Genomic DNA, 12,132 nt, shown 5'->3' with positions numbered 1-12,132 from the left:
GGCCAAGCGCCTCGCCGCCGAGCTGGAACGGCTCACCAGCCAGGTGCACCGCGACGAGGTGGCCCGCGCCGAGCAGCGGATGCGCATCGAGCAGCTGGAGGCCAAGGCGGCCGAGGACTTCGGCCTGGACGTGGCGACGCTCGTCGCCGAGTACGGCCCGGACCGGCTGGTGCCGCCCACCGACGCGGACGTGGCGCTGGCCGAGAAGGACGGGCGGCCAGTGCCGGAGCCGGTCCGCTACGAGCGGCCGGTGCAGGAGAAGCGGGCCGCCAAGGCGGAACGGGAACTGGCCCTGCTGGGCAAGGTGAACCCGCTCGCGCTGGAGGAGTTCGCCGCGCTGGAGGAGCGCTTCAAGTTCCTCTCCGAGCAGCTGGAGGACCTCAAGGCCACCCGGCGTGACCTGCTCACCGTGGTCAAGGACGTGGACGACCGGATCCTGGAGGTCTTCGCCAGCGCGTTCGAAGACACCGCGCGGGAGTTCGAGCAGGTCTTCACGGTGCTGTTCCCCGGCGGCGAGGGCCGGCTCGTGCTCACCGACCCGGAGGACCTGCTCACCACCGGCGTCGAGGTCGAGGCCCGGCCGCCGGGCAAGAAGATCAAGCGGCTGTCGCTGCTCTCCGGCGGGGAGCGGTCGCTGACCGCCGTGGCGATGCTCGTGGCGATCTTCCGCGCCCGGCCCAGCCCGTTCTACATCATGGACGAGGTGGAGGCGGCGCTCGACGACGTGAACCTGGGCCGCCTGATCACGCTGCTGGCACAGTTGCGGGAGAAGAGCCAGCTGATCGTGATCACGCACCAGAAGCGGACCATGGAGATCGCCGACGCGCTGTACGGCGTGACCATGCGCGCCGGTGTGACCCAGGTGATCAGCCAGCGGCTCAACCGGGCCGACGACGAGGAACAGGTGACGAGCGAGTGAGTCGGGAACGCGCCACGGCGCTCCTGGTGGACTTCGACGGCGTACTGCGCCGCTGGGATCCGGCGGTGGCCGCCGGCGTCGAGCGGGAGTACGGGCTGACCGAGGGCGTCCTCGGTGAGATCGCGATGTCCTGGGGTCTACTCCAGCCGGTGCTGACCGGCCAGGTCAGCCACGCCCAGTGGATGGTGAGCGTGGCCGACGCGCTGACCCCCGCGGTCGGCGCGGACCGGGCCCGTGCGGCGGTCCAGGAGTGGCAGAGCTACCGCGGCGAGGTGGACCCGGAGGTGCTGGCGTTCGTCCGCGAGGTGCGGGCCGCTGGCATCCGGGTGGGTCTGGGCACGAACGCCACCGACCTGCTCGACGCCGACCTGGCCGCGCTTGACCTGACCGACGAGCTGGACGTGATCGTCAACTCCTCTGTCGTCGGCGTGCACAAGCCGGCGAAGGAGTACTTCCAGGCCGCCTGCGAGGCGCTGGAGACGCCACCGGGGCGGGTGCTGTTCGTCGACGACGAGGACCGCTCGGTGGCCGGTGCCCGGGTGGCCGGGCTGTCCGCCCACCGCTGGAGCGGCCCGGCCGACCTGCGCTACCTGCGGGCGGCGCTGGCGTACTGATCCGGCTCAGGCGCCGGTGACGCCGTCGATGCGTTCCCGGATCAGGTCGGCGTGGCCGTTGTGCCGGGCGTACTCCTCGATCATGTGGACGTACACCCAGCGGAGGCTGACGTCGTTGACGGTGTCGCCCCGGCGATGGCGGAAGGTGTGCTCCAGCGGCAGGCCGGCGACCGCCTCCCGGGCCGCCTCGATCTCCGCGCGCAGCGTGGCGAACGCCTCGGCCGGGTCGGCGTCGGCGACGTCGTTGTGGTCGGCGTCCGGGTCCACGCTGTAGTCGTAGAGCGTCGGCACGTCCTGGCCGGCGGCGCGGATGCGGAACCACCACCGCTCCACGTCGGCCATGTGCCGGACCAGGCCGAGCAGCGTCAGCCCGGAGGGCTCGACACTGCGGGTACGCAGTTGCTCGGCGGTGAGTCCGGCGCACTTGTGCACCAGGGTGTCGCGATGGTGGTCGAGCCAGCCTTCGAGCATGGTGCGCTCGTCGGCGACGTAGGGCTCGTGGCGGCGGTCGATCTCAGGCACGGTCCAGGTCATGGGCGCAGATGTTAAGAGGGGCCCCCTGCACAACGCGAGGCGTTAACAGGGGGCCCTTCCTTTCAGGGCACCACGACGACGGGCCACCGGCCGGTACGGACCAGCCGGGTGGCGACCGAGCCGACCAGCTTGTGCCCGGCCTGCTCGGACGAGCCGACCACCACCATGTCGGCGCGGTGCTCGTCGGCGGCCCGGCACAGCTCGGTGTAGGCGTCGCCGCGCCGGCACAGGAACGTCACCGGCAGGTCCAGTTCCTCGGCCCCGCGCCGGCACTCCGCGCGCAGTTCGGCGGCCAGCTCGTCGTGGGTCTGCTGGACCGCGCCGGCCACCACGCCGGAGAGCATCGCGCTGTACGAGGCCGGCGAGCTGACGAACACCGCCACCAGCGTGGCGCCCTGCCGCCGGGCCAGTCCGGCGGCGTACGCGGCGGCACGCATCGAGGTGCGGCTGCCGTCCACGCCGACGAGCACCACCCGCGGCCCGTCCGTACCCCGCTCGTAGGGCGACGGCCGGGTCCGCGGGCCGTACCGTTCACGTTCCGCGGCGTCCATGGTCAGTCCCGCGTTCCGGCCGGGATCGCCGCGGCCTTCTCGGGCCCGGCGGGGACCGGCTCGGCGTTGGAGCGGCGCAGCGGGACCTCCCGGATGAGGACCACCGCGATCAGGGCGAGCAGCCCGAACGGGGCGGCGGCCAGGAAGATGTCACCGGCGGCGTGCCCGTACGCGGCCTCGACCACGTCCCGGATCGGCCCGGGCAGCGTGTGCACGTCGGGCAGGCCGCCGCCACCCGAGCCGGAGGCCGGGACGCCGAGGCGGCTCAGCCCGTCGGCCAGGTAGCCGGTGACCCGGTGCCCGAGGATCGCGCCGAGCGCGCTCACGCCGATCGCGCCGCCGAGGCTGCGGAAGAAGGACACCACCGAGCTGGCCGCGCCGAGTTCGTCCGGGCGGACCGTGTTCTGCACGGCGAGCACCAGGTTCTGCATGCTCATGCCGACGCCGAGACCGATCAGCGCCATGAACACGGCCAGGCGCCAGTACGGCGTGTCGGCCCGCATGGTGCCCATCAGCGCGAAGCCGGCGGTGAGCAGCACCGAGCCGATGACCAGCCAGCTCTTCCAGCGGCCGGTGCTGGTGATGATCCGGCCGACCACCGTCGAGGAGACCAGCAGGCCGCCGATCATGGGCAGCGTCATCAGGCCGGACATGGTGGGGCTGGCGCCGCGGCTGATCTGGAAGTACTGCCCGAGGAACACCGAGGCGCCGAACATGCCGACGCCGACGGCGATGCTGGCGATCACGGCGAGCGTGATGGTGCGGTTGCGGAACAGCCGCGGCGGGATCATCGGGTCAGCGGCCCGCTTCTCGACCCGGGCGGCGAGCACGCCGAGCAGCGCCGCGCCGGCCACCATGGCGCCGCTGGTCCAGGAGATCCAGTCGTACTTGTCGCCGGCCAGGGTGATCCAGACCAGCAGCAGCGAGACGGCGGCGGTGATGAGGGCGGCGCCCCACCAGTCGATCTTCACGTCGCGCTTGACCACCGGCAGGCGCAGCGTCCGCTGGAGCACGATCAGGGCGAGTACGGCGAACGGCACGCCGACGTAGAAGCACCAGCGCCAGCCGAGCCAGGAGGTGTCCACGATCACGCCGCCGATCAGCGGGCCGCCGATGGTGCCGACTGCCATCACTGCGCCGAGGTAACCGCTGTACCGGCCGCGCTCGCGCGGGGCGATCATCGTCGCCATGATCACCTGGGCGAGGGCGGTGAGGCCGCCCGCGCCGACGCCCTGCACCACCCGGCAGGCGATCAGCTCGCCGGTGGTCTGGGCCTGCCCGGCGAGCACCGAGCCCAGCACGAAGACCACCAGGGAGATCTGGACCAGCAGCTTCTTGCTGAACAGGTCGGACAGCTTGCCCCAGATGGGCGTGGTCGCGGTGGTCGCCAGCAGCGTCGAGGTGACCACCCAGGTGTACGCGGACTGGCCGCCGCGCAGGTCCGTGATGATCCGCGGCAGCGCGTTGGAGACGACCGTGGAGGAGAGGATCGCGACGAACATGCCCAGCAGCAGGCCGGAGAGCGCCTCCAGGATCTGGCGGTGGGACATGTCGACGGCGGTCGCCCGCGCGGGCGCAGTCGCCTGGGTCATCGTGGATTGCCTCCGGAACGGGGGAGAAAGGTTGCCTTGGGCAACCGTAGAAGCCGTTGCCTTGAGCAACAACTCTTGCGGGGTCGGGTTTGTTCCCCCTCGCCGGAAGATCAGAACGACTCGTTGAAGCGGTGCATCAGCCGGGCGAGGTCCGCCACGTCCTCTTTCGGCCAGCTCTCCAGCGAACGCCTGATCTGTCCGAGTCGGGCCGCGCGGGCCGCGTCGAACCGCCGGGTGCCCTCCTCGGTCAGGCTCAGCTGGGCCGCCCGGCGGTCGGTGGGGTCCGGGTCGCGGCGTACCAGGCCCAGCGCCTCCAGCCCGCCGATCTGCCGGCTCAGCGTGCCCTTGCCGATGCCCAGCTTGACGGCCAGGTCGGTGAGCCGGATCGACCCCGACCGCCGCAGCCAGAGCAGCAGGCCGTACGCGTTGGGCTCCAGGTTCGGGTGGACCTCGCGGGCGATCTCCCAGGACAGCGCCCGGCCCCTGCGCAGCAACGCGGTCAACTCGTGCTCCACGGCGCGCAGCGTCTCGTCCACGCTCAGAGGGTACTCAGTCCCCGTCGCTGAGTTGCTGTTGCGCCACCGGGCGCAGCTCGCCGTCGCTGGTCGTGCCCTCGATCACCACGGCGGCCTCACGGCCCCGGTGGGTGAGCGTGGCCACGGCGTTGCCGAAGTAGGGCCCGGCCAGCTTCCGCCAGCGCACCGGCGGGCGGCGTACCCCGGCCGAACGGGCCAGCGCCCGGGTCGCCCCGGCCGGGCCGGGATTCCAGCCCAGCGTCATCAGCGGGCGCATGCCGGCGGGCACCTGGTTGTGGATCGGTGAACAGGTGAGCTGGTGCACCGGCGTGCGGACGTCACGGTCGGCGAACCGGGCCCGCGCCACGTACGAGTGGTGCACGTCCCCGGAGAGCACGCTGATCGACGCCGGTCGGGCGTACGCCGGCCCGGCGCCCACCCGCGCACCGGTGCGCGGCGCGGTGCCGCTGCCCAGCCGCGCGAACAGCTCGCCCAGCGCCTCGAACGAGCGCCGGAACGCCGCCCAGTGCTCCAGGTCCAGGGCCCGGCGGATCTGCTCGGAGATCCGGGCCACCCAGGGCCGGCCGGAGTCGGCCAGGCGCTCGTTCCACGCCTCGACGTGGTGGATGCCCGGTGGCAGCAGCCACGGCAGCGAGCTGCCCACCACCAGGTGGTCGTACTCGCCGTGCGCCTGGTCGAGGAACCACGACCACTCGCCCGGCGGCAGCATCGCCCGGCTGCCCGGCAGGAGCACCCGGCTGGACCGGTTGTCCAGCATCACCAGGCGGGTGCGGCCCAGGTCCAGCGCGTAGCTCCACTGGTACTGCACGGCCCGCCAGCGCTCGGTGTCGTGCGCCAGGTCGGCCTCCTTGTCGACCCGCTCGCCGAACTCGTGCAGCACGCCGGTGGCGTCCTCGGCGGCGATGACCTTCGCGTACACCGGGTCGGCGGCGATCTCGTCCGGGCTCAGGTTGCCCAGGTGCTGGTAGACCCAGTAGGAGGCGAGGCCGCTGCGGATCCGTTCGGCCCACCACGGCTGCTCGCGCATGTCCGCGCGCCACGACTGCGAGGTGTTCCAGTCGTCGATCACCTCGTGGTCGTCGAAGATCATCACACTCGGCACGGTGGAGAGCAGCCAGCGGATCTCCGGGTCACGCCACGACTCCAGGTAGAGCTTCGTGTACTCGTCGAAGCTCACCACCTGCGTCGCCGGGGCGTCCTTCGGCCGCTTGCGGCGGCGCTTGAGCAGCCGCCGCACGGTCGGCGAGGTCTCGTCCGCGTACACCTGGTCGCCGAGCAGCACCAGCAGGTCGGGCAGCACGGCCTGCTCGGGCGCGGCCATCACCCGCCGGGCGTACGCGTCGAGCGCGTCCGGCGGCAGCTTGCGCGCGGTGGAGTGCTGGGTGGTCTCCCGGCAGGAGCCGAACAGCAGCCGCACCGGCTGGTCGGCGTCGTCGAGCGCGCGGGTCCGGATCACGCTGGGCGGGAACGACGAGTCCGGCAGCGGCCACGCCACCTCGTCGTCGATCAGCACCTCGTAGGTGGTGGCGCTGTCCGGGGTGAGCCCGGTCACCACCACGATCGCGTAGTGGTGGTCGTACGCGGAGAAGGTGGGCGCGCCGCCGGTGGCGCCGTCGGCCGTGCGGACGGTGACCACGGCGGGCGAGCTGGTCTCCACCCAGACGGTCGCCCGCGTGTCGACGACCCGGCGCAGCAACGGGCCGATGAGCAGGCGGGAACCGGGCACGACATCCACCTCCGACAAGATCGTTTCGGCTGTTCCCTACCCGGCCGGCGGTACGCCTTCCGGTGTGAGCGTACCCGCAGGTTGTTCGCGTGCCGAGGCGGTGAGTGGGACGCCGTCGCCGGCATCTGACAGGATTTCGGGCATGACGGAATACCTCCTCGTCGCTCTCGCCCTGCTCGGCGTGCTGATCATCGGCGGCCTGAGCCTCGTGGTGCCCCGGCTGCGCCGGCGGCCGGAGCCTCCGCTGCCGCGCACGGAGGTCGACACCCGGGCCGAGGAGGATCTGGCCGGCCCGCCGGTCGAGGCCCCGGAGGCGGACCTCACCACCGGCGTGGTGGTCGAGGCGCCCCCGGTGGAGGCGCCCCCGGTCGAGGTGCCGGAGCCGACCGCCGGCCGGCTGGTCCGGCTGCGCTCCCGGCTGTCTCGCTCGCAGAACGTCTTCGGCAAGGGCCTGCTCGGCCTGCTCAGCCGCGACCGGCTGGACGAGGACACCTGGGAGGAGATCGAGGACAGCCTGATCACCGCGGACGTCGGCATCGACTCCACCCGGGAGATCGTCGACCGGCTGCGCGAGCGGACCCGGGTGCTCGGCACCCGCACCGGGGAGGAGCTGCGCGCGCTGCTCGCCGCCGAGCTGGTGAACGCGCTCGACCCGAGCCTGGACCGCTCGCTGCGGACCGCCCCGAAGGAGGGCGTCCCGGCGGTCGTGCTGGTGGTCGGCGTGAACGGCGCCGGCAAGACCACCACCTGCGGCAAGATCGCCCGGGTGCTGGTCGCGGACGGCCGCAGCGTGCTGCTCGGCGCGGCCGACACGTTCCGGGCCGCCGCCGCCGACCAGCTGGAGACCTGGGGCGGCCGGGTGGGCGCCGAGACGGTCCGCGGGCCCGAGGCCGCCGACCCGGCCAGCGTCGCGTTCGACGCCGTCAAGCGCGGCATCGACACCGGCGTGGACACCGTGCTCATCGACACCGCCGGCCGGCTGCAGAACAAGATCGGCCTGATGGACGAGCTGGGCAAGGTCAAGCGCGTCGTGGAGAAGCACGGCCCGATCGACGAGACGCTGCTGATCCTCGACGCCACCACCGGCCAGAACGGGCTGGAGCAGGCGCGGGTCTTCACCGAGGTGGTCAACGTGACGGGCGTGGTGCTGACCAAGCTCGACGGGACGGCCAAGGGGGGCATCGTGATCTCCGTGCAGCGCAAGCTCGGCATCCCGGTCAAGCTGGTCGGCCTCGGCGAGGGCAAGGACGACCTGGCCCCGTTCGACCCGGCCCAGTTCGTCGACGCGCTGCTCGGCACCGAGCCGCTCGCGTGACGACTGACGATCGCGCCTACGCGGGGTGGCGCGACCCCAGCCACCCGTCGCCACGCCTCGGGAGACCGTACGTGACTTCGCAGGAGATCCCGCTGCACGGCGGGAACGTGAGCACAGTGGTCCGTGTCGGAGACACGGTCCGGCGCAACGCCGGCCCGTGGACGCCCTCCGTGCACGCGCTGTTGCGCCACCTGGAATACGTCGGCTTCACCGGCGCGCCCCGCGCGCTCGGCATGGACGAGCGCAACCGCGAGGTCCTGTCGTACCTGGAGGGGGAGTGCGGGGAGTACCCGCTGGCCCCGCACTGGGTCACCGACGAGGCCCTGGTCACGGTGGCCACCATGCTGCGGATGTTCCACGACGCGCAGTACGGCTTCACCCCGCCGCCCGGCGCGGTCTGGCGCTCGTTCGGGCCGCCCCCGCCGGACACCGAGGTGATCTGTCACCACGACGCCGCGCCGCACAACGTGATCTGGCGCCCGGACGGCACGCTCGGGCTGATCGACTTCGACCTCGCCTCGCCCGGCGCCCGCATCTACGACGTGGCGTACGCGGCCTGGACCTGGGTGCCGATCTTCTCCGACCGCGACTCGGTGACGCTGGGCTGGAAGCGCCCCGACCGGCCGCGCCGGCTGCGCCTGTTCGCCGACGCGTACGGGCTGATCCCGCGCGACCGGCACCGGCTCATCCGCACCATCCGCAAGCGCATCGTCGACCACGTCGAGGGCATCCGGCGGATGGCCGCCGCCGGTGAGCCGGCCTTCGTCCGGATCGTCCACAAGGGCCACCTGCGTCGCCCCATGCGCGACCTGCGGCTGCTCGACTACGAGCGGCACCAGTTGGAGTACGCGCTCCGCTGAGCAAGATCGGCGTTCTTCACACGCCGGAAACAACCCGTCACGTGTCGGAAATCGCGGGGTGTCGCTGAAGGAAACAGCCGGCGACAAAGCTTCCGCGCAACCGGCTGACGGGCGATGCTGCCAGGTCTTCAGTCGGAGGGAGGAATACGACAACGAGAGGAGGCAGCGTGGAGATCGACACCGGGAACACTGCCTGGTTGCTTGTCTCGACTGCCCTCGTGCTGCTCATGACCCCCGGTCTCGCGCTGTTCTACGGCGGCCTGAACCGGTCCAAGGGCGTTCTGAACATGATGATGATGAGCTTCTCGTCCATCGGGCTCGTCAGCATCCTGTGGCTTTTCTACGGCTTCACCGTCGCCTTCGGCGAGGGCGGCAAGTTCTGGGGTGACCTCGGTCAGTACCTGGGCACCAAGACGTTCGTCGGCGAGAACGACCTGTGGGGCGAGACCGGAATCCCGATCTACGTCTTCATCGCCTTCCAGATGATGTTCGCGGTCATCACCGTGGCGCTGATCAGCGGCGCGCTCTCCGACCGGGTGAAGTTCGCCGGCTGGCTGCTGTTCGCGTTCGGCTGGGCGACCCTGGTCTACTTCCCGGTCGCCCACATGGTCTGGGGCGGCGGGCTGATCGGCGGCGACATCGGCGCGCTGGACTTCGCCGGTGGTACCGCCGTGCACATCAACGCCGGCGCCGCGGCGCTCGCGCTGGTGCTCGTGCTCGGCAAGCGGGTCGGCTGGCCGCGCGAGAGCATGAAGCCGCACAACGTCCCGATGGTCGCCCTCGGCGCCGCGCTGCTGTGGTTCGGCTGGTTCGGCTTCAACGCCGGCTCCGAGCTGACCGCCGACGGGGTCACCGCGCTGGCGTTCATCAACACCCAGGTCGCCACCGCCGCGGCGCTGCTCGGCTGGATCGTGGTGGAGTGGGTGCGTGACGGCAAGCCGACCCTGGTCGGCGCCTCGTCCGGCGCCATCGCCGGTCTGGTCGCCATCACCCCGGCCTGTGCGTTCATCACCCCGGCCGCAGCGGTGCTGCTGGGCGTGGTGGCCGGCGCGGTCTGCGCCCTCGCGGTCGGTCTGAAGTACCGGCTCGGCTACGACGACTCCCTCGACGTGGTCGGCGTGCACTTCGTCGGCGGCTGGATCGGCTGCCTCTGGATCGGCCTGTTCGGCACCGCCTCGGTGAGCTCGCTGGTGGAGACCGACGGCCTGTTCGTCGGCGGCGACGCCAGCCTGCTCGGCAAGCAGGCGATCAGCGCGCTGATCGTCAGCGTCTACTCCTTCGTCGTCGCCTACGCTCTCGGCTTCGTGATCGACAAGACGATCGGCCTCCGGGTCTCCGCCGAGGCCGAGGTCGACGGCATCGACATCGCCGAGCACGCGGAGAGCGGCTACGACCTGTCGCCCACCACGGGCAGCGGCGGTGGCGCGTTCGCGATGGCCGGGATCGGAGCCGGCAAGCCCGGCGCGGAGCCCGCCGCCGAGTCGGACGAGTCCGCGCCGGTCAGCGAGAAGGTCGCCGGTTAACGTTCCTGGGATGGAGGGGTTGGACATGAAGCTGGTGACCGCGGTCATCAAGCCGTACCAGCTGGACGCGGTGAAGGAGGCTCTGCACGCCCTCGGCGTGGCGGGGCTGACGGTCAGCGAGGTCCAGGGCTACGGCCGGCAGAAGGGGCACACCGAGGTCTACCGGGGTGCCGAGTACACGGTCGAGTTCCTGCCCAAGATCCGGGTCGAGGTACTCACCGACGAGATCGACGTCGACAAGATCGTGGACGCGATCGTCGGCGCCGCCCGGACCGGCAAGATCGGCGACGGCAAGGTCTGGGTGACCGGCGTCGAAGAGGTCGTCCGGGTGCGTACCGGCGAGCGCGGGCTCGACGCCCTCTGACGGCCGGACCTGCCGACGTGACCTCGTTGACCACGGCTGCCACCCCCACCGGGGACGGCGTGCCCGTGGTCAACGAGGTCGTCGGCGTACCCGGGGGCATCGGTGAGCCGGCCCGGAACGCGCGGGCCGAGGCGCTCGACGCCTGGCTGCGCCGGGCCTTCCCGGACCGGGACGGGGTGGCGCTCGTCGCGGTGGGCGGACTGGGCCGCCGCCAGTGCGCCCCCTACGGCGACCTCGACCTGGTGCTGCTGCACGCCGGGGTGCCCGGCATCGACGAGCTGGCCGCGTCGCTCTGGTACCCGATCTGGGACGCCGGACTGCGGCTCGACCACTCGGTACGCACCGTCGCCGAGGCGCTGTCGGTGGCCCAGGACGACGTCAAGGTCGCCCTCGGCCTGCTCGACGCCCGGCACGTGGCCGGCGACCCGGCGCTCACCGACCAGCTCGCGCGTACCGCCACCGACCACTGGCGGCGGACCGCGATCCGCCAGCTCCCCGGCCTGCGCGAGATCACCGCCGCGCGCTGGGAGGCGCACGGCGAACTGGCGTTCCTGCTCGAAGGCGACCTCAAGGAGGCGGCCGGCGGGCTGCGCGACGTGGGGATCCTGCGCGCCATCGCCACCGCCGGGGTCACCGACGCGCTCCGCCCGGCCGTGTACGCGGCGCACCGGCGGCTGCTGGACACCCGCGACGCGCTGCACCAGCAGGTGGGCCGCCGGGTCGACCGCCTGGTCGCCCAGGAACGCGACGGCGTGGCGCGGCTGCTCGGCGCCGAGGACGGCGACGCGCTGCTGCGGCTCGTGGCCGGCGACGCCCGCACCGTCAGCCACGCCCTGGACGACGCCTGGCGGGCCGCCGACCGGCTCCGCTCCGGCCGCCACCGGGCCGCCCCCGGCCGGCCGCTGCGCCGCCCGGTCGCGCGGGACGTGGTCGAGCAGGACGGGGAACTGGTGCTCGCCCGTACCGCCATCGGGGCCCGCCCCGACCCCAGCCTGTCGCTCCGGGTGGCCGCCGCGGCCGCCACCACCCGGCTGCCTATCGCGCGGGCCACCTGCGAGTGGCTGGCCGCGTACTGTCCGCCGCTGCCCGCGCCCTGGCCGCCGGCGGCACGGGCCGCGCTGATCACGCTGCTCGGCGCCGGTCCCGGCCTGGTGCCCGCCTGGGAGACCTGCGACCGGTACGGGCTGATCGACCGCTGGCTGCCCGAGTGGACCCGGATGCGCAGCCTGCCCCAGCACAACCCGGTGCACCGGTTCACGCTCGACCGGCACCTGGTGCAGACCGCGTACGAGGCGAGCCGGCACACCCGCGACGTGGAACGCCCCGACCTGCTGCTGCTCGGCGCGTTCCTGCACGACATCGGCAAAGGGCTGGAAGGAGACCACTCGACCGTCGGCGCGCCGCTGGCCGAGGCGGTGGCCACCCGGGTCGGGCTGCCACCAGCCGAGGCGGAGCTGATCGGCACGCTGGTCCGGCTGCATCTGCTGCTACCCGACGTGGCCACCCGCCGCGACCTGTCCGACCCGAAGACAGTCGCCGGTGTCGCCGAGCGGGTCGGCGACACCGCCACGCTGGAACTGCTGCACGCCCTGGTACGC

At 72.5% G+C, this 12,132-nt stretch carries 12 protein-coding genes; 7 read left to right on the top strand and 5 right to left on the bottom strand.

Translation table 11 applies throughout. The annotated features are described in order from the left end of the window. Window positions 1-919 (top strand): AAA family ATPase (locus tag KBX39_RS09985; protein ID WP_210870142.1); only part of this gene is annotated, 919 nt, incomplete at its 5' end. Then, window positions 916-1,533 carry an HAD-IA family hydrolase gene (locus KBX39_RS09980; RefSeq protein ID WP_043325934.1) on the top strand — a complete coding sequence of 206 codons (618 nt, stop codon included), beginning with the start codon at window positions 916-918 and terminating at the stop codon, window positions 1,531-1,533. The genes KBX39_RS09985 and KBX39_RS09980, both read left to right, overlap by 4 nt. A 6-nt stretch (window positions 1,534-1,539) precedes the next feature. Here KBX39_RS09980 and KBX39_RS09975 read toward each other — a convergent pair whose 3' ends face one another. The 5 genes from KBX39_RS09975 to KBX39_RS09955 all read right to left on the bottom strand — a co-directional run bounded on the left by KBX39_RS09975 (window position 1,540) and on the right by KBX39_RS09955 (window position 6,472). Further along, complete coding sequence (locus KBX39_RS09975) at window positions 1,540-2,067, bottom strand: DinB family protein (RefSeq protein WP_064447034.1); 528 nt, start codon at window positions 2,065-2,067, stop codon at window positions 1,540-1,542. Window positions 2,068-2,129: 62 nt separating this feature from the next. Continuing rightward, the gene (locus KBX39_RS09970; protein ID WP_043325931.1) at window positions 2,130-2,618 is read right to left on the bottom strand and encodes a universal stress protein; all 489 of its coding nucleotides are present in this window, start codon (window positions 2,616-2,618) and stop codon (window positions 2,130-2,132) included. 2 nt (window positions 2,619-2,620) lie between these two features. Beyond that, entirely contained in the window at window positions 2,621-4,210 is a 1,590-nt protein-coding gene (locus tag KBX39_RS09965; protein WP_210870140.1) for an MDR family MFS transporter, read from the bottom strand. Window positions 4,211-4,320: 110 nt separating this feature from the next. Beyond that, window positions 4,321-4,746: a MarR family winged helix-turn-helix transcriptional regulator gene (locus KBX39_RS09960; protein ID WP_043325928.1), complete on the bottom strand. Its 426-nt coding sequence runs from the start codon at window positions 4,744-4,746 to the stop codon at window positions 4,321-4,323. 13 nt (window positions 4,747-4,759) lie between these two features. Continuing rightward, window positions 4,760-6,472, bottom strand: a complete 1,713-nt coding sequence (locus KBX39_RS09955; RefSeq protein WP_210870138.1) for an alkaline phosphatase D family protein — start codon at window positions 6,470-6,472, stop codon at window positions 4,760-4,762. Between the two features lie 142 nt (window positions 6,473-6,614). On the opposite strand from KBX39_RS09955, the gene ftsY reads away from it, so the two are divergent. From ftsY to KBX39_RS09930, 5 genes are all read left to right on the top strand, one after another. Continuing rightward, window positions 6,615-7,787, top strand: coding sequence for a signal recognition particle-docking protein FtsY (gene ftsY, locus KBX39_RS09950; protein ID WP_210870136.1), 1,173 nt, complete (start codon window positions 6,615-6,617; stop codon window positions 7,785-7,787). Continuing rightward, the gene (locus KBX39_RS09945) at window positions 7,784-8,647 is read left to right on the top strand and encodes an aminoglycoside phosphotransferase family protein (RefSeq protein WP_174537508.1); all 864 of its coding nucleotides are present in this window, start codon (window positions 7,784-7,786) and stop codon (window positions 8,645-8,647) included. The genes ftsY and KBX39_RS09945 overlap by 4 nt, the downstream gene beginning before the upstream one ends. 167 nt (window positions 8,648-8,814) lie before the next feature. Then, window positions 8,815-10,170 carry an ammonium transporter gene (locus tag KBX39_RS09940; protein WP_043325925.1) on the top strand — a complete coding sequence of 452 codons (1,356 nt, stop codon included), beginning with the start codon at window positions 8,815-8,817 and terminating at the stop codon, window positions 10,168-10,170. 25 nt (window positions 10,171-10,195) lie between these two features. After that, complete coding sequence (locus KBX39_RS09935; protein ID WP_174537509.1) at window positions 10,196-10,534, top strand: P-II family nitrogen regulator; 339 nt, start codon at window positions 10,196-10,198, stop codon at window positions 10,532-10,534. A gap of 17 nt (window positions 10,535-10,551) precedes the next feature. Then, the coding region (locus KBX39_RS09930; protein ID WP_210870134.1) for a [protein-PII] uridylyltransferase at window positions 10,552-12,132 on the top strand (1,581 nt) is incomplete at its 3' end.

Source organism: Micromonospora sp. D75 (genome assembly GCF_018070405.1).
Classification (GTDB): Bacteria; Actinomycetota; Actinomycetes; order Mycobacteriales; family Micromonosporaceae; genus Micromonospora; species Micromonospora chalcea.
Note: the sequence above shows the minus strand (reverse complement) of the source record. Positions and strands in the feature narration are given on the sequence as shown.